This is a genomic window from Aliisedimentitalea scapharcae, assembly GCF_045277565.1.
In the GTDB taxonomy this organism is placed as follows: Bacteria; Pseudomonadota; Alphaproteobacteria; order Rhodobacterales; family Rhodobacteraceae; genus Aliisedimentitalea; species Aliisedimentitalea scapharcae.
The window spans coordinates 1980428-2004604 of sequence record NZ_CP123584.1 but is presented as its reverse complement, the minus strand read 5'-3'; the positions used below and the strand labels follow the sequence as shown (position 1 = coordinate 2004604).

The window sequence follows — 24177 nt, the reverse complement described above, 5'->3', positions numbered from 1 at the left end:
CACTGGCAACAGGCGGCGTCGGAGTACAGTAATTTTGCCACACTGTATCAGCGTGCTCGCGCATGGAATCCTTTGTCTTCAATGCTCTAACTATACCACAGAATTCCCCTCTCAGACCGACCAAACGCAAAATACCGCCTGGGCATTGCGCCGGGCGCATACCGGATCTTCGCCATTCGGGCAGATCGACCACTTGAAAAACACATTCATTACATACCGTTCCACCAAACCGGCCCCATCCCCAAAGGTGCGGAATTGGTCAGGCAAAAACTAATGTTTTTTTGGCCCATCCCAATATGCCTTGGTTCCTTTGCGCAGGTCTTCATAGGATTTGATTCGATCCCGGGCCGCATCCCCACCCAAATTGACCAATAGGGCCAACAGGCTTTCGATCACGGCCATCACGCCTGCGTAACAGCCGAAATGATGGGTCGACAGCGCCGAGGCAACCAGGGTTTCGTCAGCGGAAAATTCAGAGGAAACCAATTCGCTGTCTGAAATCATCACCAGCTTTACCCCCTTGCTGCGGGCAAATTTACAGGCCTCGATTGTTTCACGCGAATAGGGCGTCACGCTGATGGCGATCAACACATCGCCTTCCCCGGCCGAATGCAATTCATCAATGGCACTGCTCATGTGACGGGGAATTAAATGCAATGATGGCAAGGCCATACGCCCAACATAATGTAAATAATAGGCCATGGCATAGCTGGCCCGTACCGCTGTCAAAAACACGGTGTCCGCCCCCAGCAACATGTGCACCACCCGCTCCATCTGTTCCGGTTGTTGCCGCTCCAGCGACCGCTGTACAATCGCCATCGCATTGACGGCCGCGTCTGCCTGAACCTGCCCGGATTGGGACCGGTCACGCAGCGCATCCAACCAGGCGGGCCGCTCGACAAACGCGTTGGAAGAAACCAGCGCTTGGCGAAACGGCTCGCGCAGGGCGTCATAGCCATCAAATCCCAGCTGCTGCGCCATACGGACCAGGGTGTATGTGCTCACATCGCACTTGCGCGCGGTTTCGCGGATCGGGTCCAGCCCAAAATCAGACGGGTGATCAACAATGTATTTCGCGACAAGACGCAACTGTGGGGGCAATGTTGGGAGCGCCTCCTTGAGCGTTGTGAGCGTTCGATTTTTCAGCGTCGGATCCATGCCCGCCATCCTCTCTGAGCCCCTCCAGGATCATAACATATGTTATTTTTTGTCAACATTGACTGACCCTTGTTTTTGCACATGCTGTGCGGGTCTGTCACAGGAATTAATTGCATGCCCCCCGCATTGCCCGCGTTTACCTCTGTCGTCGTCATTTGTGATGCCATCATCGGGCGTTGGACGGTGCCCCACCTGGCATTTGCCAGAGCAGGTTCCAGAGACCGGTGTGCCGCCATCGTCACAAATCGCCCGCTGTTTGACTCGCCGGGGCTGCGCATGTGGCCCCAATCATGACCCGCCCCCTGATTATGGTGGCCCCCAATGGGGCCCGGCGCACCCATGCCGACCACCCGGCCCTGCCTGTGACCCTGTCCGAAACCATCGCGACGGCCCGGTCCTGCCACCGGGCCGGAGCCGACGCGTTGCATCTGCATGTCCGCGACGATGCCGGCGCCCATTCGCTGGACCCGGGCCGCTACCGCGAGGCGTTGGATGAACTGGCCAATGCGGTGCCGGACATGGCAGTCCAGATCACCACCGAAAGCGCCGGGATATTTGATGTCCCCGCACAGCTGAACACATTGAACCGGGTCGCGCCGAAATGGGCCAGCATTTCGATCCGGGAAATCGCCCGTGCACCCGCGCTGGCCGATCCGGTCTATGGGACCTGCGCCGACAATGGCACACGGGTCCAGCATATCCTGTATGACACGGCGGATGCAGCATTGTTGCAGGCGTGGACCGCCCGTGGCATCGTTCGGCCCAGCCAGAGCGACGTCATTCTGGTTCTGGGCCGTTACGTCGCGGGTCAGACATCAAATCCACAGGAGATTGCCCCATTGCTGGACACACTCCATCCCGGAACCAACTGGATGCTTTGCGCCTTTGGGGCCAACGAACATAATTGCCTGATCCAGGCCGCCCGGCTGGGTGGCGATATCCGGGTCGGGTTCGAAAACAGTTTATGCGCGGCTGACGGAACACTTTACCCCGACAATGCCGCCTCGGTCGCGGATTTGACCGCGCAACTCTCACATCTCGCCGCATGAGGACCCCCATGAGCCATGTTTTCCCCCGCCATTGCCACACCCAGCCCCCCGTCGCAGTTGCCGGTGACGGGTGTTTTCTGATCGATGCCAGCGGTAAACGTTATTTTGATGGCTCCGGCGGCGCAGCAGTGTCCTGCCTGGGGCATTCCAACGACCGTGTCACCCAGGCGATCAAGGATCAGCTGGACGCTGTGGCGTTTGCCCACACCGGGTTTTTCACCTCTGAACCAGCCGAACAGCTGGCCGATCTGCTGATCAAACATGCACCAGGCGATCTGGACCGGGTCTATTTCGTATCGGGCGGTTCCGAAGCGGTCGAAGCCGCCATCAAGCTGGCCCGTCAGTTCCACATTGAAAATGGCCAACCTGAACGGCGTCATCTGATCGCCCGACGCCAAAGCTATCACGGCAACACGCTGGGCGCGCTGGCCGCGGGCGGAAACGCCTGGCGCCGACAACAGTTTGCGCCGCTTCTGGTCGATGTCAGCCATATTGCCCCCTGCTATGAATATGCCGAACGCCGCGCAGATGAGAGCCAGTTCGATTACGGCCAACGCGTTGCGCAGGAGCTGGAGGAGGAAATCCTGCGTCTGGGTCCGGAGACCGTCATGGCCTTCATGGCAGAACCGGTTGTGGGCGCGACGTTGGGCGCGGTCCCCGCCGTCGAGGGATATTTCAAACGTATCCGCGAAATCTGTGACACCTATGGCGTGCTGCTGATCCTGGACGAAGTCATGTGCGGCATGGGACGCACGGGCCATCTGTTTGCCTGTGATGCCGATGGTGTCGCCCCTGACATCCTGTGCATCGCCAAAGGGCTGGGCGCGGGATATCAGCCAATCGGAGCCATGCTGTGCAGCGATCACATCTATGGGGCGGTCGAACGTGGCAGCGGATTCTTTCAGCACGGGCACACCTATGTCGGCCACCCGGTCGCCGCCGCCGCCGGACTGGCCGTCATGCAGGAGCTTTTGGACCGCGATCTGCCCAGCCGTGCCCATCAGCTGGGACAGCATTTGGAGAGCCGCCTGCACGCCATGTTCGGGCAGAACCCGCATGTGGGTGACATCCGCGGCCGGGGCATGTTCCGCGGTATCGAATTCGTTCAGGACCGCGACAGCAAAACACCCTTTGACCCCAAACTCGGCATCGCAGCCAAGCTCAAGAAAGCCGCCTTTGCCGAAGGGCTGATCTGTTACCCGATGCCCGGCACCCGCGATGGACGTGTCGGTGATCACGTCATGCTGGCCCCCCCATTTGTTGCCACCGAGGATGAACTGGACGCAGCGCTGGACAGCCTGCAACGGGCAATCAATCAGGTTCTTCCCCGTTAATCCGGCCTTTGCGGAGCCACAGGCCACCGGGCCAATTTGATCGCACCCATCCCGCGTCCCGGCCTGCGGCGCGCGGCGGTCTTGATCGCCGTGCAATGTCACGCATACTGGTCCCGGCTGTCCACGCTCACCATCGACCCGCGCGTGCGACACGCCCAGTGCGGCCGATCGCAGGCCCACCCTCACAACCGTGACGCGACGTTGATGACCCTACCTCGCTTGACCTGTATATGTTTTTTGATATCAAGGTATCAAAATTTTTACCCAATATTTGCGGGGATAGGATGACGACAAATCTGGGCACATTGAATGTTTTGAAAACCAACATCACACGTCTGATGAAAAGCCGGGACCTGAACCGCGCACAACTGTCGCGGGCTGCCGGGTACAAGAACATCAACAAGGTAACCACTGTCCTGAACGGAAACAGCCTGCCAAGCATTGATTTTGCAGCCCGCATAGCCGAAGCGCTGGGCACCGATGTGGGTGAGCTTTTTCGCAAGAGCGACGATCTGCAAGCTACCGAGTTTTCTATCCGCCCTGCCGACAATGTCGAATCCAAGGCGTCGCATCTGGTGAATGCCATCCTTCAATCGGCGCATAGACAATTGGTTGATATGGGAGAACCGCCCACGATTGATATGGTGTCGTCCTGGTGGCAGGAAAACGGTGGCAGGCTGGAAGCCTGCGACCAGTTGGAACCACATTTCGATCTCGTCAGTGGCCCGGATACAGACAATTCCATCCCGACCATTCACAAAGTCGGATACAAAAGCCTGACAGCCCGAGCCCTGAAATCCCACGACACCGATATGATGGCGCAATTTCTGCGCACTTTGGATGAAGCCGATCTTGCCGGTCTCAAAAAGTGCATTCAAACCGTCTCTCACAGCGGGATCGGGCTGTTGAGCCCACAAACCCGAATTGTCGACATGCCGGGAATGAGTGCCCCGATGGAGATCAGCTTCATGCGCCTCATGCTTCCGGTAAAAGACAGCGAAGGCACACCCTATGTCCTGAATTTCTCGACGCTGGTGAGTGAGTCAAAGCTGAGAAACAAATCCGGGTTTCTCCAATAGCAATCTGCCATGTGAAGAATTTCTTCACGCGAAATAGCAGTGAGATATTCGCTGTTTTGCCTGCCGTCCGGGGGCGATGGCCAAATTTGTGCCGCCGGGACATGCCGGTTGAACCCGTATTCCACACCATAGCCTTTTCGATTGTCACCCAGCCGAACAAAGGCATACAACCAATCCGGTCTCCATTTCAGGTGTGCATAGGCGTGCAACGCATGCGTGAACAGCGCGAGCTGTTTGCGCGACCCTCTGGCTGTTTCGGCAATGAAAAACTCTCCCAGATAGGCGACACTCCCCCGGATTTCATTCACCGCCATGGGAGCATGGGAATGTGACACACCGGCGTCACACAACCCATAGTATCTCTTTTGGGTTCTTGACCAGAATTCGGACAGGGATTCCGAATAGAGATTGTCCCGGCGGCAGGCAACGCACCCCACATCCTTGCTGCCTTTTTGAAGAAACAACCAAAACGCGTCATCCTTCGAGAAATCATTGAAACTCGACGATAACATGGGGGTAAACGATGCCTTGCCCATGGATCGGGCGCGCTCTTCGGCAACCTGAAAATCCGTCACCTGTACAACTTCCAGCTCCAACACGCGCATTTTTTCCAAACACAACGAAAACAACTTAGCCACATCAAGGTCGCTCGGTCTTTCCATGTCAGTGATCCTTTGTTTTTCTGCCTAGCGGACCAAATTTTGTGGCCCTCGCGACCTGCTTAGCAACTTCGCCCAAAAATCGACAGAATCGTCCCTTAGGGTTGTTTTGAGACAGCTGACCTGCTGGTGCACAACCGGTGGCGAATGGTGGTCTTTCTCAACGCGCCTGCCCGCCGAACACCGCGGGCGTGGTGGTGATCCGGGCCTGTACAGGACAGGCGAATGGCCCGCGCCGAAAAGAAATAAACGGGATCTCTTGCTCCCGCCGAACTGATGCAACGAGGACTCATTCGCAACTGAAAAGCAAAAACCGCACCACTCCCATCTTGACGCCAATTAGCGCCCATGCCTATCTGGATCAAAAAAATTCGAGCACTTGCGCTGCAAGTTTCATTTAATTACAGGCAGTTAGTATAAATGCAGACACAAAACAGAATTTCCGCGCGCGCGCCCAATGCCCAAAGATGTACCTGGGTAGTTGAGTTGGCATGTGACTAGAACGTTACGCCGCTAACGGAAAGACGCACCGCTGGCGTGACTGGCGTTGTCCGGTCGTCCTGCCGTGCGGCTCATTCAATGAGCCCCTTTGGCCATGTCACAGAGCAGTGAGACGATCCGTGACTTGGCGACGATAGCCCACAAACTCACGACTAACAAAATTCTGACAACGAGGTTTTCTTATGACAGGAACAATAACCTATAGCGGACTTGACGGCTTCGCCGTGTCCATCGACGAGACTTTGGTGATCGACGGCGCCGCCAGCGCGGCCTATGGTAACAATTTCAACGGCTTGTCCGATGCAGATGGCATCGTGAGCTTTGATTTTGTCGGCAGCACAGATGATCTGATCCTGACGCTCAACGGCTATGATATTGATTTCTCCGACGAGGTCGAAGTGATCCTGAACGGCACCAGCATCGGGTTCCTCGATACAACGTCGAACAACGGTCTGGGCGCGTCGCAGTTCTCGATTGACGCAGCCGATCAGCTGGTTGGCACCAACGTTCTGGAATTCCACCAGAAGAACAACATTGCCTATGCCTGGGGTGTTGATGACGTCCAGCTGGCAACCGACACCACACCGCCGCCACCGCCGGCACCGACCCATGTTGAAACCCTGGTGATCGACGGTGCCGCCAGCGCGGCCTATGGCAACAACTTCAATGGCTTGTCTGATGCAGATGGCATCGTGAGCTTTGATTTTGTTGGCAGCACCGATGATCTGATCCTGTCGCTCAACGGCTATGATATTGACGCCGCCAACGAGGTCGAAGTGATCCTGAACGGCACCAGCATCGGATTCCTTGACACCACCGCGAACAACGGTTTGGGCGCGTCGCAATTCTCGATTGATGCGGGCGACCAATTGGTTGGCACCAATGTTGTGGAATTCCACCAGAAGAACAATATTGCCTATGCTTGGGGCATCGACGACGTTCAACTGGCGACGGACACCACAACCCCACCGCCCCCACCACCACCGGCACCGACCCACGAAGAAACCCTGGTGATCGACGGCGCCGCCAGCGCGGCCTATGGCAACAACTTCAACGGCTTGTCCAATACAGATGGCACCATCAGCTTTGATTTTGTTGGCAGCACCGATGATCTGATCCTGTCGCTCAACGGCTATGACATCGACGCCGCCAACGAGGTCGAAGTGATCCTGAACGGCACCAGCATCGGGTTCCTCGATACAACGTCGAACAACGGTCTGGGCGCGTCGCAATTCTCGATCGACGCAGCCGATCAGCTGGTTGGCACAAACGTTGTGGAATTCCACCAGAAAAACAACATTGCCTATGCCTGGGGTGTTGATGACGTCCAGCTGGCGACGGACACCACGACCCCACCACCGCCTGCACCGACCCACGAAGAAACCCTGGTGATCGACGGCGCAGAGAGCGCGGCCTATGGCAACAACTTCAACGGCTTGTCCAATACAGATGGCACCATCAGCTTTGATTTTGTTGGCAGCACCGATGATCTGATCCTGTCGCTCAACGGCTATGATATTGACGCCGCCAACGAGGTCGAAGTGATCCTGAACGGCAGCAGCATCGGGTTCCTGGACACCACCGCGAACAACGGTCTGGGTGCGTCGCAATTCTCGATTGATGCGGGCGACCAATTGGTTGGCACCAATGTTCTGGAATTCCACCAGAAGAACAACATTGCCTATGCTTGGGGCGTCGACGACGTACAACTCGCGACGGACACCACAACCCCACCGCCCCCGCCACCGCCTGCACCGACCCACGAAGAAACCCTGGTGATCGACGGCGCAGAGAGCGCGGCCTATGGCAACAACTTCAACGGTCTGTCCAATACAGATGGCACCATCAGCTTTGATTTTGTTGGCAGCACCGATGATCTGATCCTGTCGCTCAACGGCTATGATGTGGATTTCTCCAACGAGGTCGAAGTGATCCTGAACGGCAGCAGCATCGGGTTCCTGGACACCACCGCGAACAACGGTCTGGGTGCGTCGCAATTCTCGATTGATGCGGGCGACCAATTGGTTGGCACCAATGTTCTGGAATTCCACCAGAAGAACAACATTGCCTATGCCTGGGGTGTTGATGATGTTCAGCTGGCGACGGACACCACACCACCGCCGCCGCCTGCACCGACTCACGAAGAAACCCTGGTAATCGACGGCGCAGAGAGCGCGGCGTATGGCAACAAATTCAACGGCTTGTCCGATGCAGATGGCATCGTGAGCTTTGACTTTGTTGGCAGCACCGATGAACTGATCCTGTCGCTCAACGGCTATGATGTGGATTTCTCCGACGAGGTCGAAGTGATCCTGAACGGCAGTAGCATCGGGTACCTGGACACCACCCCGAACAACGGTTTGGGTGCGTCGCAGTTCTCGATTGACGCAGCCGATCAGCTGGTTGGCACCAATGTTCTGGAATTCCACCAGAAGAACAACATTGCCTACGCCTGGGGCGTCGACGACGTCCAGTTGGACACAGTGCTGTAACTTCTGAAAAACCTAACAAAACAGGCCACTTGCGCAAACGCGTGCAAGTGGCCTGAACCCATTGTCAACGCGGGTCCAGGACCATCTTGCGACACCCGACACAGCGTGTTCAGCGCGGCACAAGGCGCGAGCGATGACACGCCATTCATCGCGGCCCCAAGTGGCCTCTAGTTTCCCACCGTCACGTCGTTAAGTCCGGAGCACGGGCTGGTTTCAAAAGCGATTTTTGACGAAACCCAATCAAACATGGTGGTTTGCCGAACCCATTAAGACATTGGCGCCACAGCGGCGACCCCACATGTTTTTTCCGCCAGCACCACAGTCAATGCCGTGCGAGTGGTTGCACCTATCAAAAGCCCCTTCTGTCACTGGCGAGCAGAGTCCATAGAAGCACGCTATAGCGCGGAATCCATATCCGAAACGCTACGGCGTGTTCCGGCTGGCGGTGCAGACGTTGTTGGGGTCCAACACACCACGCCAAGCAATGCCAAATCCACGTCGCACACCGATGTGTTTGCGCTCTTATGACTGGGTTTGCGAATCTCACGATTCGTACTCCCGGTTTTACCAGCGCCGGAACCAAGATGGATACGCGATACGGGGTCACCCATCCCGGGAAAACCAAACGTAGATCTAGCCAAGTTTTAACCAAACACGGGAAAAATGTATGGTCGACACACGCAACCAAGCCCATAATATATTGATACAACGTGCAAAAAGAGAGGTTTTGATGGTGCGGGTGAAGGGACTTGAACCCCCACGCCTTGCGGCGCCAGAACCTAAATCTGGTGCGTCTACCAATTCCGCCACACCCGCAACCTGACGCGCTATGTGCTGCGCGTGCGGCGCTAAATAACAAAGCTTCTCCTAGGATGCGAGAGGAAACTGAGCCTGTTTGGCCACCCAAGTTGTCAATTTCATCCGCTCGGGCAGAAAAAGGTCGCAGCAGTAACGATTTTTTGCCACATTCTAAGAAAAAAATGAGGCAACCGAGCGAGTATTGCCATGAATATGCAAGAAACCATCTCTGCCCGCGGGCGGAGTCCGTCTGCGCCTGTGCAGCCCGCGATCACGGGCTTTCTGACCGGGACGATTATTCTGACCCAACGGGGCGAAGTCGCCGTTGAGGATCTGGTAGCCGGAGACAAGATCATTTCGCGCGATGCGGGATTGGTCCTTCTGAGGGGTATTTCCTCGACCACCAGCCGTGTCCGGACTGTCCGGGTTGCCGCGGGTTCGCTGGGGGACACCCGCCCCGAAGAGGATATGGACCTGCCCGCCGATCACCGGATCCTGGTCCGCGACTGGCGCGCCAAGGCCGTTTTCGGCGCGTCCCAGGCGATGGCCGCAATTGGCGATCTGATCGACGGCGAATTCATCACTGATCTGGGCGAAATGGATCGGTGCCTGTTTCAATTGCATTTCGACAGCCCCCACATTGTCTATGCAGGCGGGTTGGAAGTGGAATGTGGCCCCTTGCCGGCGACCCCGTTGCAAAGCGCCGCCTGACACATATGACCACTGCGGGCCGCAGACCCGGGATCACCCTATCAGGTTGCGCAGTGTGTGCGGCAAGATCTCGGGAAGGTCTTCGGCGATCAATCCAGGTCCGAAATCCAGCGCAGATTGCACGTGCAGCCATGCCGCCGTTTCTGCCGCCTGCATGGGGGACATCCCCCGTGCCAACAGCCCTGCAACAAGCCCGGACAGAACGTCCCCGGACCCGGCTGTTGCCAACCACGGGGCCGACCGGTCGAACTGGGCCACATGCACTGCGCATTGCCCATCTGGGGTCGCAATGACCGTATCGGCTCCCTTGAACAAAACGGTGCACCCGGCCCGCTGGGCTGCTGATCGGGTCGCATCGACTTTGGAATAGGCTGGTCCTTTGTCCGCTGTCGCCATCAGGCGTTCGGCAAGATCAGGGAACAACCGGGCAAATTCGCCCCCATGCGGGGTGATGACACAGCCTGCGTGCAGCCGGGCAAAAAGCACCTTGGGATCATCACGAAACATCGTCAACGCATCGGCGTCCAACACTGCAGGGCGTCGGTGTTCGAGAACCGTTTCGACCAGGCTGCGCGCGCGTTCATCCAACCCGAGCCCCGGTCCGATGCACAGGGTGTTCAACCGCCTGTCCTCTAACACGGACCTCAAGGCAGCCGCATCAGAGACTTGGGTCATCATGACCGCCGTAGTCTGACAGGCGACCTCGGTCAGGGCATCACATGGCACCCCCAATGTCACCAATCCGGCCCCAACCCTCAGCGCGGATCGCGCGGCAAGCCGTGCCGCGCCCGTACGGCCGCAGCCTCCGGACAGAACCAGCACGTGACCATAGCTGTATTTCTGCGCTAGGGGTGTTTTGCGCAATGAATCCGCATCGGGCGGCTCTGTTTTCCAGGCATAGCGGGTCCGTGCCTCGGCAGGTGTTGCATGGGGCAATCCAATATCACAGACCACGACACGGGACGAATGGTCCTGGACCTGGCCCAGAGTATGCCCCAGCTTTTCAGCGTGGAAGCTCACGGTCAGATCCACACGTGGGGCTATCCCCAATATCTGGCCACTGTCCGAACACACCCCCGAAGGAATATCGACGGCAACGCATTTGACGCCGGTCTCTGCACGCAACGCCGTAAGATGGGAAAACAGAGCCACCAGATCTCCCTCGATCTTGCGGGCCAACCCTGTTCCGAACACTGCATCCACAACCAGGTCCGGCCCGGTCTCAACCGTTCCCAGGCTGTTCTTGGTCAACGGTGTGTATGTCCCCAGTTCCACCCAGCGGTCGAAATTTGTCCGGGCGTCCGGCGGCAACCTGTCCGGATCTCCCAACACCGACACAGTTACCTCCCAACCGGATTGCGTCAACAGCCGCGCGATGACAAACCCATCGCCACCGTTGTTGCCCGGCCCGCACAGAACGACGGCCTTCAGAGCGTCTTCTTGGCCAGAATTCTCCGGAGAGCGCGAGGCGGTGGTCCCTCGCGTCTGCCATTGGGGCCACGCCTCAAATATGGCAGCGACCACTCCGGCCCCTGCCCGCTCCATCAATTCGAGCCCGGTGACGGACCCGGATGCAATGGCCGCCTGTTCAATCGCGCGCATCTGACCCGCAGTCAAAACCTCTGCCATATGGTCCCTTTCGTGGATTCAATTTTGCTCATTTTTCGAGCAGTCCGCACAAAAAGTGGGCATTTTCTGATTTTCAGGTCACGCGGCTCCAATGTTTTCAGCCTAACCGATTGTCCCGGCGATTTGAAAGTGATCTGAGCACCCAAGACAAGCTTGCACCACGTTGCCAGGAGCCCGCCAATGAAAAAGATCGAAGCCATCATCAAGCCGTTCAAGCTCGACGAAGTCAAAGAAGCCTTGCAGGACGTGGGCGTCCAGGGGCTGAGCGTGATCGAAGTCAAAGGCTTTGGACGTCAAAAGGGCCACACCGAATTGTACCGGGGTGCCGAATATGTGGTGGATTTTCTGCCCAAGGTGAAGGTCGAAGTGGTGCTGGACGACGATCAGGTCGATGCCGCCGTCGAGGCCATCGTGGACGCCGCAAAAACAGACAAGATCGGGGACGGCAAGATTTTTGTCAGCCCCGTCGAACAAGCCATTCGCATTCGGACCGGAGAATCCGGCTCGGACGCCCTGTAATAGCCCGGCCTGCCCCGGCAGGCCCTGTAACGCAATCTGAAATTCGACAATCAGAAGGACCAAGGGAATGAGCGTAGACGCAGTTCTCCAGATGATGAAAGACGAAGACGCCGCATATGTGGATATTCGTTTCACCGACGTGCGCGGCAAGCTGCAGCACGTGACCGTAGACGTGGACCTGGTCGACGAAGACTTCCTCGAAGAAGGCTTTATGTTCGACGGTTCCTCGATTGCCGGTTGGAAGTCGATCGAAAACTCGGACATGAAACTGATGCCTGACACCACGTCGGCCTATGTGGATCCGTTCTATGCGGAAAAAACCATCTGCATTCACTGTTCGATCGTCGAACCCGACACCGGCGAAGCCTATGAGCGTGACCCGCGCGGCACCGCTCAGAAGGCCGAAGCCTATCTGAAGTCCAGCGGCATCGGTGATGTGGCCTATATGGGCCCCGAAGCGGAATTCTTCCTGTTTGACGACGTTCGGTTCTCCAACACCATCAACAAGGTCTCTTACGAAGTCGATGCCTCGGATGCGTCATGGAACACCGACACCGAATATGAAATGGGCAACATGGGCCACCGCCCTGGCCTCAAGGGTGGTTACTTCCCGGTGAACCCCACCGACGAAGCTCAGGACCTGCGCAGCGAAATGCTCTCGACCATGAAGCGTCTGGGCATGAAGGTCGACAAGCACCACCACGAGGTTGCGTCCTGCCAGCACGAGCTGGGCCTGATCTTTGACAGCCTGACCAAACAGGCCGACGAGCTGCAGAAATACAAATACGTGATCCACAATGTGGCCCACGCCTATGGCAAATCCGCCACCTTCATGCCCAAGCCGATCTATGGCGACAACGGCACCGGCATGCACGTGAACATGTCGATCTGGAAAGACGGCAAGCCACTGTTCGCTGGCGACAAATACGCCGATCTGTCGGATGAGGCACTGTATTTCATCGGTGGTATCCTCAAGCATGCCAAAACCCTGAACGCCTTCACCAACCCGGCGACCAACAGCTACAAGCGTCTGATCCCCGGGTTCGAAGCCCCCGTTCTGCGCGCTTATTCGGCCCGCAACCGGTCCGGTTGTGTGCGTATTCCATGGACTGAATCGCCCAAGGCCAAGCGCGTCGAAGCTCGTTTCCCTGATCCAGCTGCCAACCCCTATCTGTGCTTTGCAGCGCTGTTGATGGCCGGCCTGGACGGTATCAAGAACAAGATCGACCCCGGCGAAGCCATGGACAAGAACCTGTACGATCTGCCGGCCGAAGAGCTGGAAGGCATCCCGACCGTCTGCGGCTCCCTGCGTGAAGCCATCGACGCGCTGGCCGCCGACCACGACTTCCTGCTGCAGGGTGACGTGTTCACCAAGGACCAGATCGACGGCTATATCGCGCTGAAAATGGAAGAGATCCAGCTGTTCGAACACACACCCCACCCGGTGGAATTCGGAATGTATTACAGCTGCTGAGCTGCTGACTGTTAAAACTGAAAAAGGGCGTGCCGATCTGGGACGCCCTTTTTCAATCGTATTGCAGCCCGCGCCCCACGCCGGGAGCGATCTGCAACACCCCCAAAGATCGGTTTGAGACCGGAATGGGCATTCGTCGAACAATAGATGTCCCCGGCCGAAATGCTAAAGCGGCACCTGCAAACCAGCTTTGACGCGGCTCACCACGACGTTTGAGTGAAACCTTCGAATGTTGGGGTTGTCCGTAAACACCTGTCGGCTGAATTCTTCATATGCGGCCATATCCGCGGACGTGACAATCAGAATGAAGTCAGTGTGCCCTGTGACGTAGTAGCATTGTTGAACATCATCCAACGCCAGCATTGAGCGGCGAAACTCATCCAGCAGGTCAGTGCGTTCACGTTCCAGTTCCACTTCTACGATAAAGGTCATAGGACGCCCGACGGCTTTGGCGGACAGGACGGATATGTCCGCTTCGATGACCCCTTCGTCCCGGAACCGTTTCATGCGCCGTTGAACCGACGAGCGTGACGTTCCGACATGGTCCCCCAACTCGTCTGCCGTCAGACGATTGTTGCGCTGAAGCAGCTCCAGAAGCTTCCTGTCGGTGTCATCCAGTATGACAGGCATATTGTTCACGCTCCTTGCCAAATTTGCATCATCTTGCCCGGAAGCATACTCAATATCAGGCAAAATGCTCAGGAAAATCCGATACTTTTAATCGGACCAGCAGACTCTTTTCATCGAAAGTTCGATCATGCACAAATTGCCCAAGTTAACCGCGCGCCACGTCGACCCTCGCACCTACCCACCCGGCGTTGCCTATATGGACGGGCAGTATTTGCCGATCCAGGAGGCGAAGCTTTCGGTTCTGGACTATGGGTTTCTTCACTCAGACGCGACCTATGATGTCGTCCATGTGTGGAACGGCGCATTTTTCAGATTGGGCGACCATCTGGAACGCTTTTTTCGCGGGATGTCGGAACTGCATATGTCGATTCCATATGACACAGCCCAAGTGACGGAAATCCTGCACAATTGCGTGGCCTTGTCCGGGCTCGAGAACGCTTATGTGGAATTCATCTGCACCCGAGGGACATCCCCGGAGTTCAGCCGGGACCCACGGGATGCAGAAAACCGTTTTATCGCGTTCGCCATTCCATTCGGCTCTGTCGCCAACAAGGAACAGATGGAACGTGGCCTGCACCTGGCCGTGACGGATGTTCTGCGCATCCCGCCATCCTCGGTCGATCCGACGGTCAAGAACTACCATTGGCTGGATATGGTGAAGGGGCTGTATGCGGCCTATGAACGGGGGGCGGACACAGCAGTATTGATTGACGTCAACGGCAACGTATCCGAAGGACCCGGATTCAATATTTTTGCAGTGAAGGACGGCGTGGTTTCAACACCCAACCTGAGCGTCCTGTTGGGCATTACACGTCAGACCATCGTTGACCTCTGCGCAGAAATGGGCCTCCCGTGTCACGCGCAGGATATTGCGGTTGAAGACCTGAAATCGGCGGATGAGGTCTTTGTGACATCAACAGCCGGAGGCGTCATGCCTGTCTCCAAAATAGATGGGCAGCCCATTGGATCGGGAGAAGTGGGCCTGCTGTCAGAACGCATGATGGCGCTCTACTGGCAGCTCCACGCGGACGACAGATATCGGAGCGTTGTCAGCTACCCAGGAGCAACTGACCAGTAAGGCGACGCAATAATGCTGGCCTCCAGTTGGATGACGGCCTGGTCCGCCCAGCCGCCATTGGGGCTACAACACTTCTGGCTTGAGGCGTGCCAAATCAGGCACCATTTTTTGTGGCCAGGCGACCGGCCTCGGTCGGAAATACACTTGGCTGGTGTCCCGGACCTGTGCTTACTTGCGACTCTCGCCAGTTCCACATGCCAAGGATCCCCCACAACATGACCAGACAATACAGTTTTCCAGACGGGCATTGGGATTGGCCGGTCCGGCTGACCCACCATCACGCGGTGCGGGCGGGGGATCTGATCTTTACCGGTGGTCAGGTGGATCTGGATGCGCAGGGCAACGTGCGAAATATCGGAGATCTGGACAGCCAGGTGCGCAATTCCATGGCCTATATGTCGGACCTGCTGAACGATCTGGGAGCCGGTTTCGGGGATCTGGTACGGCTGGTCGTCTATTATGTCGGGAACGCACAGGATGAATCCCGGCTGCTGGCTCAGATGGCCGACATCATCGGCCCCGAGGTTAGGCCGGTGGTCAATCTGATCAACCTGCCAGAGCTGTGTTACCCTGACATGCTGTGCGAGATCGAAGGTGTCGCCATGCGTGACGCAGATGGCGGCACCCTGCCGCGTCAGACGTTTTATCTGGATGACATGCCTGGTCTGCCCGCCACCTTTTCGCATGTCATCAAATGCGGCGACATGATCTTTACCGGTGACATGACGGCCAGGGCCGCCGATGGATCTGTCGCCCACCCCGATGATATCGTGACCCAGACGCGACTGATGATGGACCGGTTGTCGCGCGCCTTGCAGACCGCGGGGGCCGATCTGCAAGATGTGGTCAAGGTCAACACATTCTATCGGGGCGATGGCACAGCCGAAGATTGGGAAATCTCTGCCCGAATCCGCGCCGAATATTTCCCCGATCCCGGTCCGACACCAACGGGCATCCCGGTGCCGTCCTTTCCCCATGACGGGTTGACGACCCGCATCGCTGCCACAGCCTGTATCGGCACCAACGGTCAGATCAGCCATGTTTGGCCTGACGGGCATTGGAACTGGACCACTGCCCTGCCCTATAAACACGGTGTCAAATCCGGGCAGGTCATCCACGTCGGCGGTCAGGTTGCCCTGGATGCGCAGGCCAATGTGCTGGAACCCGGCAATATGGTGGCCCAAACCCGCATTGCCATGGGCAATGTGACACGGGTCCTGGCCGAATTCGGGGCCGATCTGGATGATGTGGTCAAGGTCACCACCTTTTATCAGGGCAGCGCCTCTGCCGAGGCCTTGCATGAAAATCTGCTGATCCGCTCCAATTCCTACACCGCGCCCGGCCCGGCCACGACCGGCATTCCTGTGCCCAATCTGGTATATCCGGACATGGTTATCGAGATCGAAGTCATTGCCGTTCTGCAGTCTTGATTCCGGCACAAGCAACCGATATTCAGCGCGGCTCTGCTGATCGACAGGAGCCGCGCCATGGCCGCACCCAACACACTTGGTATCGACTTTGGAACATCGAATTCCGCAGCCGGAGTAACGGTTGCCGGTCGTCCCTGGCTGATTGATGTAGAGGCGGGTGAAACCACGCTGCCGACGGCCGTGTTCTTTGATCATGGGGCCAGCAGCATGCGGATCGGTCGCGACGCCACACAGGCGCTGATCGAAGGCGACGAAGGCCGGTTCATGCGCGCGCTCAAGAGCCTTCTGGGCACGCCTCTGTTGCGGGAGAAACGGCGGATCTACAAACAGGAGATGGATTTCATCGACATCATCGCCCGCTTTCTGCGCGCGTTAAAAACCAGGGCAGAAACTGCCACGCATCAGGATTTCACCCATGCGCTGTCCGGGCGTCCCGTGCTGTTTCACAGCCAGGATGCAGCGCGCAATGCGCAGGCAAAAATTGACCTGCGCGACTGCTATCTGCGGGCTGGCTTTGCAGATGTGCAATTCATGTATGAACCCGAAGCCGCCCTGCGTGCAACCGCGCCAGAGGCCGGATTGGGTTTGGTTGTCGACATCGGTGGCGGCACGTCGGACTATACCGTGTTCGAACAACAGGGCGATGGCACCACCCGGGTGCTGATTTCGCACGGGTTGCGGTTGGGGGGCACGGATTTTGACCGCCGGCTCAGCATTGATCACGTCATGCCCCTGTTGGGTCGGGGCAGCGCCATCCGCAACAGCTTTGGCCAGGGTACCCTGCCCGCACCCAACCGCATCTTCAACGATCTGGCCACCTGGCAGATGATTCCCTTCCTCTACAGCGCCGACACCCGACGCAAGGCACGCGACCTGGCCCAACACGCGGTTGAGCCGGCCAAGCTGACCCGGTTGGTCAGCGTGCTGGAGGACGAGTTGGGCCATGATGTGGCCTTTGCCGTGGAACGCGGCAAGATCCTGGCCAACCAGCCGGATCATCCGGCCCCACGCATCGATCTGAAGGTTCTGGAACGCGGCCTGACGGTGCCGCTGTCATCTGAGGCGCTGAACCGGTCGCTGAGCGATCAGGTCAGCGAAATCACCGACCATGCCACACAGGCGCTGACACTGGCCGAAATTGCACCGCCACGGATCAACCGGATCGTTCTGGTCGGCGGATCGTCCTTGTTGGACGCGATCGCAACCGACCTGCGCCAACTGTGTCCCAATGCCCGAATCTACAATGCCAATGCAATGACGGCGGTGGCTGATGGGCTGGCGTTGGCGTCTGCGTCAGCCTTTGCCTGATGCGAATACGCCCGTGCCGTGTTTTGGCTGGCAATTCGGAACAAATGGCTTAGGCTAATAGGCAATGTCCTTGTTTTGAAAGCCGGTTTCATGCGTCACCTTGTTTTTCCCGCCGTTGTTTTTGCAAGCCTCGCAACCAGCGCTTTGGCTGCGCCATGCGGAAATACATCTGCTGGGTTCAACGCATGGAAAAAGGATTTCGCCAGAACCGCGAAACAGGCTGGGGTGAAATCTCCCGGGCTCAAGGCGCTGGCGCAGTCACGATATGCCACCCGCACGATTGCCGCTGACCGCAATCAGAAGTCGTTCAAATACAGTTTGGACAAATTCATGAAAGTGCGCGGGTCCACCACGATCGTTGCGCAGGGCCGCAAACGCAAAGCAAGAGATGCCAATTTTTACGCGGCACTGGAACGCAAATACGGTGTGCCCGCGGGCGTGTTGATCGCCATTCATGGCATGGAAACCGCATTTGGAAGCTTCATGGGCGACAGCCAGATCGTGTCGGCCATCGTAACCCTTTCCTATGATTGCCGTCGGTCCGACTTCTTTGTGCCCCACGCCATTGGCGCGCTCAAGCTGGTCGATCAGGGGGCCATCACTCCTGCGACATTGGGTGCAAAACATGGCGAACTGGGGCACACCCAATTTCTACCGGGCAATGCGTTGCAATACGGGCAGGACGGAAACGGCGATGGGCGCATCGATTTCTACAACCAGGCGGATGCCCTGGCATCGACGGCTTATTACCTGCGCAAAAAAGGGTGGAGACCTGGCAAAGGGTATCAACCGGGCGAACCGAATTTCCGAGTGATCAAGGAATGGAACGCCGCCACGGTCTATCAAAAGGCGATCGCCATCATGGGAGCCCAGATCGACCGCTGAACAGATTGTCCCCTGGTCTGCGGAAATCCAATCCGCTTTTTCCCTTTTGTGGCTGAATGCGGACCAATCCGCGCCAAGGTTTTGCCCCAAAGCTTAATTTTTCACAACTAATTTACCTGATGCGCCTTGAAACACAGGGGAATCCAGTTTTCGAACCTAACGTCACCCAGATCATACGTGCCGCTGCAATTTCTGTTTTGCGTCACATTTTAATCTCTTTCACGGCATAGCGTTAACCGTAATGAAGGCAACTGGAGGACGTCATCGTGACCACTACAGGCAGATATCACGGTGGACTAGTATTCTATGGTTACGCAGAAAACCCGCTGGACCAATTCAGCAGGATCGTGTCGGCAACTCTAGAAGATTATGGACACCCGGTCGAACGCCAGACTATCCAAGGCGGCAAGACAGCCGTCGTTCTGACGAGCCAATACAAGGTCAACCTCGAACTTGAGGACCTTGGAAACATGAACTGCGGGCAGGCAGTTCCTTCTTATGAAGACCAGATCCAAAGGATCGCTATCGAATTCACCCCGGTCCTTCCGGGGCGCGAAGATCGCGATATCACCGAATTGATGATGGTCGTGCTGCTGTATCGCATGGTTGACATCTGCGACGCCGAACAGGTCGAATGGATGGACCCGGACACGGCGCTGCCAATCGATGAGTTTCTGGGAGCGTTCTCCCATATTTCGCCGCGCCGTGTCCGTGGTCGCCAGGAGATCTTGGACCAGCACGGTCAGCGTTTTGCAGATGTGGATGAAACTGCGCCCGACCTGATGGAACATTATGACACCATTCTGGGTCAGGTTCCGCATAGCGGTGAAGTCGGGTTGATCGACCTCACCCAGGAGGAAACTCTGGCACTGGCCTTTCGGGTCGGCCCCCATCCGACCGAATTGTCTCCGGACCAGGAAGAGGCCGCGAGCGACATTCGCAGGCTCGCAACCTGGGGAATGACGGGTATGGTCGTGTTCCTCTCTGCACCGGTTGCGGTTTCGCTGGCCGCTGTCAATCTGGTCAGGGGCGAAGATTTCCGCCTGAACACCCATGTTCTGTCGCTGACCGGCCTGCTGGTGATGCTACAAAGCTCGGGCGCGCTGGCCAGTGTGGTCAACTACCTGCCCTGATGCAAAGCAAACAACGATTTCTACCCACCGAAATTGCAAATTCGCAAGTTCGGTGGGCGCATATCGTCTGTCCTCTACGCGAGCTCAGCCGGGAATGGTCGAATAATCCCCGGCACAGCTGGACACGACAAAGGTGTGGATGCAGAAAACCACCGCCCGTGTTTCGAGGAGCCTCAGAATGACCTGCCGTTCACTGCGGATATATTTTGCATTCTTGTCGGATTGATCGCCGCGCTTTGCGTATTGGCTGCGGGGCTGATGCAAATCCGGATCATTGTAGCGCAGCACGTTATACCGCCACATGGGCCGCCCTGGCTGCACCCCGTCAAACAGCCGTTGCACACGCGTGGCAACGCCGGGGTCATAGCCATCGACAGGCATGTGGATATCCGTCAAAGGGCGGCCAATCTTTTCCGCCAACATCCAGCTTGCAGGAAAACACAAAACCGCCCCCGTCAGAACGTGTTCATCCCCCTGTTTTTGCAAGATGCAGAAATCCTCCTGAACCAACCGGCCAACCGTTCCCAATGGGTCCGTCCGGTCAATTGATACGGATTTGGTATCTGGTCGACGCACCACCGCGGCCCCTGCCTGTGCGGGATAGGCCAGGTTCAACACCAGATCCAACAGCTCATCGGCTGCCGCCTTGGCCCCATCCTGCAGCGCCACGACATCGTGTCGACGCGTTTGCAGCACCCTGTCGCGTTCCGCCATCTGTCCGACAAAGGCCTCATCGCGCACGATCACCTGATCCATAGACAGCGGACGCACGCCCGGCAGCCTGTGGCTGCCTGACACGTCATAGGGGATACGTTCCTGCACAATGGGGTCCATATCAGGCTCCGCTGGTGGGGGCGACCGGGGCTGTGGCGGGTTGATCGCCGGCGACAGATTAATGAACACATGTGTCAGGAATGTCGGAAATGGGCAAGATGGACGCCGCGACGCTTTGCAAACTCGTTCGGGAATCGTTGCCAGACAGGGACCAGCCATGAACGAACACTATCGCGACACCCGCAAGATCGACCCCACACGCGGTGCAACGCTGGGCGACAACACACCTAACGACAACAACCGTGTCGAAATCGGCCCGACCCAATTGGCTTTTTCCGAGTGGGCCGAGGCAGGTTTGCACCTGCCCGACCTGCAACGGATGCGGCAGTTTCGCTGGGAGCGGTTGGTGAAATTCATCAACGATCGTGGCTATGGCGGGCTGTTGGTGTTTGATCCGCTCAACATTCGGTATGCCACCGACAGCACCAACATGCAGCTGTGGAACACCCACAACCCGTTTCGCGCGCTGATGATCTGTGCCGATGGCTATATGGTGATCTGGGACTATAAACAGTCGCCGTTCCTCAGCGAATACAACCCCCTGGTCAAAGAACAACGCGCCGGTGCCGATCTGTTCTATTTCGACCGTGGTGACCGGGTGGATGTGCAGGCGGATGTGTTCTCGAATGAGGTACGCAAGCTGCTCGAAGAACATTCAGAAGGCAACAAACGCCTGGCCGTGGACAAGATCATGATCGCTGGTCTGCGCGCGCTCGAAGCGCAGGGCATCGAAGTCATGCCGGGCGAAGAACTGACTGAAAAATGCCGTGCGGTCAAAGGCCCCGATGAAATCCTGGCCATGCGGTGCGCGTCCGTCGCCTGCGAGATCGCCGTGGGGGAAATGGAGACATTTGCCCGCGAACAAATACCCGGTGGCGGCATCTCCGAAGATGATGTCTGGGCCGTGCTTCATGCCGAAAACATCAAACGTGGTGGCGAATGGATCGAAACGCGGCTGCTGTCCTCGGGTCCCCGGACCAATCCCTGGTTCCAGGAATGCGGCCCACGCATCATCCAGAACAATGAAATCATCAGCTTTGACACTGATCTGGTCGGATCCTACGGCATTTGCGTAGATATTTCACGCAGTTGGTGGATCGGCGATCAAAAGCCACCCGCGGATATGGTCTATGCCATGCAGCATGGTCATGAACACATCATGAAGAACATGGAGATGCTGAAACCCGGAGTGAACATTCAGGATCTGTCGCGCAATTGCCATCCCTTGGACAGCCAGTACCAGAAACAAAAATACGGCTGCATGATGCATGGGGTTGGTCTGTGCGATGAATGGCCACTGGTCGCCTATCCTGATGCCATGGTCGAAGGTGCTTTTGACTATGAGCTGGAGCCGGGCATGGTGTTATGCGTCGAGGCGTTGGTCAGCCCCGAAGGGGGCGACTTCTCGATCAAGCTCGAAGATCAGGTGCTGATCACCGAAGACGGACATGAAAACCTGACCAGATACCCGTTTGACCCGGCCCTGATGGGCCAGGCCTGATCTCAGGTCATCCGCAGGGCGTTGACCTCGAATGGTTTCAACGCCCTGCGGTACAATTGCCCAAAGCTGGCCAAATTCCCGACCAGATCAGGAAAGATATGGGCGATCTCATCGCGGGCTTTGACCGGTAACGCATTGCGCATCAATTCCGCCGGCATCAGGGTTTCACATTCGACCCCATTGGCAAAAACGGTGTGATGCCCATCCAGCAGAATGTGAAAATACTCGACATCCCCACAGGGCTCCTGCACCCGGATATCGGTGTCGTTGACCAAGGATTTCGCCGCGGCCAGCACTTCGTTGTCGCCAAACAGCAGTTCGGCCCGCCAGTCCCGCAACAACACCCTATGTTGCGGCGACAGAAACAGCGGGGCGTCGGGTTGCCCCGGCGCGATGGCATTGCGGCCGAACCGAACAGGTTTCAGGTCGGGATGCGCCATCAGATCGGCAGCCGACAGTTTGCGCCCCCCGACCCAGCGGATCTCACGGGACTGACCGTCACCGCATATGACCTGATCGCCGGCGTTCAGATCCTCGATGGCCATCGGGCCGGCGGGTGTCCGGATACGGCTGCCCCGCACGAAACACACCATGACACAGGCAACCCCGGTTCCATTTGTCGACTCTGCATCGATGGAAACCGTATGCGGTTGCCCATCCGACCCTGTGTATTGAAATGTGTAGGTGTTCCCGACAACCGAATAGCTGTCAAAATTGGTGAACGAGAAACAGTCACCTTCATCAAAGCTTTTGATCGAAATGGAAAAATCATCATCAAAGCCGGAGAGGTCGAAATGAAATTCATCATCCCCGCCCGGCCCGGCCCCCGGTTCTGTCGGCGTACCCTTGCCCCAGAATTCAAACACATAGGAATTGCGCAGGTCGCCGCCGTCCAAAACGGTAACGATCTGATTGTCATCTTCGTCGCCTGAAATCAGATCCTTGCCCTTGATCTTGCGGGTCTGTCCAAGGGTGACTGTCAGAACCTCTACTGCCACGACAACACCTCCTGTGGGGCACGACCCTGTGTGGCGCGGGCACAAAACAGAATGCGGGCAACATCGTTCAGCTCATTGACCAACAAAGCCCCCCGATGGGCACGGCTGAACCCTTCCGCATAGGCTTGGATCACCTGTTGTGCCGCTTCCGGGTAGCGTTCGATCAAACTGATGTATCCCTGGATGTAATCCCAGCCCCGCGGCTTCATCCGGGCGTTTTCAAAATCGCAACCGACCAGATCGCCCGTCGGAGTTTCCAGAAAATTGTGGAGCGCACCGTCATTGCGGGACAGAACCGTGCCGCACAGCGGAATGTCACACAGGATATCACGCGCGCAAGGCACCTGCCCCAGGTCGATGTCTCCGCCGCATTTTGTCAGATATTCAAACCAGTTCCCGCACCGGTTTCCCGCAGGCGCGCGCGCATCGAACCGGGCAATCCAATCCCCGATCCGTCGTGCCGCCGCAACCGCAGGCGCACGCTGTGACGTCTCGGGCCAGGCAACAGGGTTGTGCCAGTGTTCGAGTAGAAAGTGCCTTTGATCAGATACTGCCAACACCCCGGGAACCAACCCGGTTGGTGCCATCACCATCAGCGACATCTTTTCGCGCGCATAGGCCGCTCCGGCGTCAGCACCGCAAAAGATCTTGAGAAGAGCAGACGTGGTCCCGGCCCTGCATTCCAGAGAAAACGCACGACTGCCGCGTTTGAGCAGGCGAAATTCCAGCGCCTCGGCATCCTGGGGACACCCCAAGGCCTGATACAATTGGTCATGCCCCCCTTCAATGCGCGCACGCACAAACGCGTACCAGCCCGGGTCTGCGCCAGTTTCGGTGCCGTTCTGTCCTGCTCCATCCAACATTTGACCACCCTTTCGGTATCCCACTGACCGCGGGGCGCGGGTGGGACTTCATTCAGGTAGACGCTTGGTACGGGGCGAACATGGCAATCCCGTGGGTGCCATTGGGTCATAGGG

20 protein-coding genes and 1 tRNA gene are annotated in these 24177 nt (G+C 57.4%); 13 read left to right on the top strand and 8 right to left on the bottom strand.

Annotated features, from left to right (window positions below; genetic code table 11):
* Window positions 1-270 precede the first annotated feature (270 nt).
* The gene (locus QEZ52_RS09415) at window positions 271-1158 is read right to left on the bottom strand and encodes a MurR/RpiR family transcriptional regulator (protein ID WP_406649788.1); all 888 of its coding nucleotides are present in this window, start codon (window positions 1156-1158) and stop codon (window positions 271-273) included.
* Window positions 1159-1448: 290 nt separating this feature from the next.
* Between QEZ52_RS09415 and QEZ52_RS09410 the strand changes: the two genes are divergently transcribed.
* From QEZ52_RS09410 to QEZ52_RS09400, 3 genes are all read left to right on the top strand, one after another.
* Window positions 1449-2207, top strand: coding sequence for a 3-keto-5-aminohexanoate cleavage protein (locus QEZ52_RS09410; RefSeq protein WP_406649786.1), 759 nt, complete (start codon window positions 1449-1451; stop codon window positions 2205-2207).
* Between the two features lie 8 nt (window positions 2208-2215).
* Window positions 2216-3541, top strand: a complete 1326-nt coding sequence (locus QEZ52_RS09405; protein WP_406649784.1) for an aspartate aminotransferase family protein — start codon at window positions 2216-2218, stop codon at window positions 3539-3541.
* A 284-nt stretch (window positions 3542-3825) separates the two neighbouring features.
* Window positions 3826-4620, top strand: coding sequence for a helix-turn-helix domain-containing protein (locus QEZ52_RS09400; protein ID WP_406649782.1), 795 nt, complete (start codon window positions 3826-3828; stop codon window positions 4618-4620).
* On the opposite strand, the gene QEZ52_RS09395 is transcribed toward QEZ52_RS09400, so the two are convergent.
* Window positions 4551-5282, bottom strand: coding sequence for a hypothetical protein (locus tag QEZ52_RS09395; RefSeq protein ID WP_406649780.1), 732 nt, complete (start codon window positions 5280-5282; stop codon window positions 4551-4553). The two genes, QEZ52_RS09400 and QEZ52_RS09395, sit on opposite strands and share 70 nt — an antisense overlap.
* Window positions 5283-5962: 680 nt before the next feature.
* On the opposite strand from QEZ52_RS09395, the gene QEZ52_RS09390 reads away from it, so the two are divergent.
* Window positions 5963-8272, top strand: a complete 2310-nt coding sequence (locus QEZ52_RS09390; protein ID WP_406649778.1) for a hypothetical protein — start codon at window positions 5963-5965, stop codon at window positions 8270-8272.
* Between the two features lie 731 nt (window positions 8273-9003).
* Here QEZ52_RS09390 and QEZ52_RS09385 read toward each other — a convergent pair.
* Window positions 9004-9088, bottom strand: a tRNA-Leu gene (locus tag QEZ52_RS09385).
* 189 nt (window positions 9089-9277) lie between these two features.
* On the opposite strand from QEZ52_RS09385, the gene QEZ52_RS09380 reads away from it, so the two are divergent.
* On the top strand, window positions 9278-9781 hold the full coding sequence (locus QEZ52_RS09380) for a Hint domain-containing protein (RefSeq protein ID WP_406649776.1): 504 nt from the start codon (window positions 9278-9280) through the stop codon (window positions 9779-9781).
* A 33-nt stretch (window positions 9782-9814) separates the two neighbouring features.
* On the opposite strand, the gene QEZ52_RS09375 is transcribed toward QEZ52_RS09380, so the two are convergent.
* Complete coding sequence (locus tag QEZ52_RS09375) at window positions 9815-11410, bottom strand: NAD(P)H-hydrate dehydratase (protein ID WP_406649773.1); 1596 nt, start codon at window positions 11408-11410, stop codon at window positions 9815-9817.
* Between the two features lie 180 nt (window positions 11411-11590).
* Between QEZ52_RS09375 and QEZ52_RS09370 the strand changes: the two genes are divergently transcribed.
* Window positions 11591-11929 carry a P-II family nitrogen regulator gene (locus QEZ52_RS09370; RefSeq protein ID WP_406649770.1) on the top strand — a complete coding sequence of 113 codons (339 nt, stop codon included), beginning with the start codon at window positions 11591-11593 and terminating at the stop codon, window positions 11927-11929.
* Between the two features lie 67 nt (window positions 11930-11996).
* A complete protein-coding gene (glnA, locus tag QEZ52_RS09365) occupies window positions 11997-13403 on the top strand; it encodes a type I glutamate--ammonia ligase (RefSeq protein WP_406649768.1) in 1407 nt (468 codons plus the stop codon).
* Window positions 13404-13568: 165 nt separating this feature from the next.
* On the opposite strand, the gene QEZ52_RS09360 is transcribed toward glnA, so the two are convergent.
* Window positions 13569-14033, bottom strand: a complete 465-nt coding sequence (locus tag QEZ52_RS09360; protein WP_406649765.1) for an Lrp/AsnC family transcriptional regulator — start codon at window positions 14031-14033, stop codon at window positions 13569-13571.
* A 127-nt stretch (window positions 14034-14160) separates the two neighbouring features.
* Here QEZ52_RS09360 and QEZ52_RS09355 point away from each other — a divergent pair, with 127 nt between their 5' ends.
* The 5 genes from QEZ52_RS09355 (at window position 14161) to QEZ52_RS09335 (ending at window position 19867) form a co-directional block, all read left to right on the top strand.
* Window positions 14161-15111 (top strand): aminotransferase class IV, encoded by a 951-nt coding sequence (locus QEZ52_RS09355; RefSeq protein ID WP_406649763.1) that lies wholly within the window; start codon window positions 14161-14163, stop codon window positions 15109-15111.
* Between the two features lie 215 nt (window positions 15112-15326).
* Window positions 15327-16541, top strand: coding sequence for a RidA family protein (locus QEZ52_RS09350; protein WP_406649760.1), 1215 nt, complete (start codon window positions 15327-15329; stop codon window positions 16539-16541).
* A 57-nt stretch (window positions 16542-16598) separates the two neighbouring features.
* A complete protein-coding gene (locus QEZ52_RS09345; protein WP_406649758.1) occupies window positions 16599-17849 on the top strand; it encodes an Hsp70 family protein in 1251 nt (416 codons plus the stop codon).
* 90 nt (window positions 17850-17939) lie between these two features.
* Entirely contained in the window at window positions 17940-18734 is a 795-nt protein-coding gene (locus QEZ52_RS09340; protein ID WP_406649755.1) for a lytic transglycosylase domain-containing protein, read from the top strand.
* Window positions 18735-19000: 266 nt separating this feature from the next.
* The gene (locus QEZ52_RS09335) at window positions 19001-19867 is read left to right on the top strand and encodes a hypothetical protein (protein WP_406649752.1); all 867 of its coding nucleotides are present in this window, start codon (window positions 19001-19003) and stop codon (window positions 19865-19867) included.
* 84 nt (window positions 19868-19951) lie between these two features.
* On the opposite strand, the gene QEZ52_RS09330 is transcribed toward QEZ52_RS09335, so the two are convergent.
* Window positions 19952-20701 carry a heme-dependent oxidative N-demethylase family protein gene (locus QEZ52_RS09330; protein ID WP_406649750.1) on the bottom strand — a complete coding sequence of 250 codons (750 nt, stop codon included), beginning with the start codon at window positions 20699-20701 and terminating at the stop codon, window positions 19952-19954.
* A 157-nt stretch (window positions 20702-20858) separates the two neighbouring features.
* Here QEZ52_RS09330 and dddP point away from each other — a divergent pair, with 157 nt between their 5' ends.
* Window positions 20859-22202, top strand: coding sequence for a dimethylsulfonioproprionate lyase DddP (gene dddP, locus QEZ52_RS09325; protein WP_406649748.1), 1344 nt, complete (start codon window positions 20859-20861; stop codon window positions 22200-22202).
* A gap of 2 nt (window positions 22203-22204) precedes the next feature.
* On the opposite strand, the gene QEZ52_RS09320 is transcribed toward dddP, so the two are convergent.
* Together QEZ52_RS09320 and QEZ52_RS09315 are read right to left on the bottom strand one after the other, a co-directional pair.
* Entirely contained in the window at window positions 22205-23200 is a 996-nt protein-coding gene (locus QEZ52_RS09320) for a Hint domain-containing protein (protein ID WP_406649745.1), read from the bottom strand.
* Window positions 23191-24063: a hypothetical protein gene (locus QEZ52_RS09315; RefSeq protein ID WP_406649742.1), complete on the bottom strand. Its 873-nt coding sequence runs from the start codon at window positions 24061-24063 to the stop codon at window positions 23191-23193. The genes QEZ52_RS09320 and QEZ52_RS09315 overlap by 10 nt, the downstream gene beginning before the upstream one ends.
* Between the last annotated feature and the right edge of the window lie 114 nt (window positions 24064-24177).

Coding starts and splice junctions, on each gene's coding strand:
- QEZ52_RS09415 (WP_406649788.1), bottom strand. CDS start 1,158: ATGGATCCGACGCTGAAAAATCGAACGCTCACAACGCTCAAGGAGGCG.
- QEZ52_RS09410 (WP_406649786.1), top strand. CDS start 1,449: ATGACCCGCCCCCTGATTATGGTGGCCCCCAATGGGGCCCGGCGCACC.
- QEZ52_RS09405 (WP_406649784.1), top strand. CDS start 2,216: ATGAGCCATGTTTTCCCCCGCCATTGCCACACCCAGCCCCCCGTCGCA.
- QEZ52_RS09400 (WP_406649782.1), top strand. CDS start 3,826: ATGACGACAAATCTGGGCACATTGAATGTTTTGAAAACCAACATCACA.
- QEZ52_RS09395 (WP_406649780.1), bottom strand. CDS start 5,282: ATGGAAAGACCGAGCGACCTTGATGTGGCTAAGTTGTTTTCGTTGTGT.
- QEZ52_RS09390 (WP_406649778.1), top strand. CDS start 5,963: ATGACAGGAACAATAACCTATAGCGGACTTGACGGCTTCGCCGTGTCC.
- QEZ52_RS09380 (WP_406649776.1), top strand. CDS start 9,278: ATGAATATGCAAGAAACCATCTCTGCCCGCGGGCGGAGTCCGTCTGCG.
- QEZ52_RS09375 (WP_406649773.1), bottom strand. CDS start 11,410: ATGGCAGAGGTTTTGACTGCGGGTCAGATGCGCGCGATTGAACAGGCG.
- QEZ52_RS09370 (WP_406649770.1), top strand. CDS start 11,591: ATGAAAAAGATCGAAGCCATCATCAAGCCGTTCAAGCTCGACGAAGTC.
- glnA (WP_406649768.1), top strand. CDS start 11,997: ATGAGCGTAGACGCAGTTCTCCAGATGATGAAAGACGAAGACGCCGCA.
- QEZ52_RS09360 (WP_406649765.1), bottom strand. CDS start 14,033: ATGCCTGTCATACTGGATGACACCGACAGGAAGCTTCTGGAGCTGCTT.
- QEZ52_RS09355 (WP_406649763.1), top strand. CDS start 14,161: ATGCACAAATTGCCCAAGTTAACCGCGCGCCACGTCGACCCTCGCACC.
- QEZ52_RS09350 (WP_406649760.1), top strand. CDS start 15,327: ATGACCAGACAATACAGTTTTCCAGACGGGCATTGGGATTGGCCGGTC.
- QEZ52_RS09345 (WP_406649758.1), top strand. CDS start 16,599: ATGGCCGCACCCAACACACTTGGTATCGACTTTGGAACATCGAATTCC.
- QEZ52_RS09340 (WP_406649755.1), top strand. CDS start 17,940: ATGCGTCACCTTGTTTTTCCCGCCGTTGTTTTTGCAAGCCTCGCAACC.
- QEZ52_RS09330 (WP_406649750.1), bottom strand. CDS start 20,701: ATGGACCCCATTGTGCAGGAACGTATCCCCTATGACGTGTCAGGCAGC.
- dddP (WP_406649748.1), top strand. CDS start 20,859: ATGAACGAACACTATCGCGACACCCGCAAGATCGACCCCACACGCGGT.
- QEZ52_RS09315 (WP_406649742.1), bottom strand. CDS start 24,063: ATGTTGGATGGAGCAGGACAGAACGGCACCGAAACTGGCGCAGACCCG.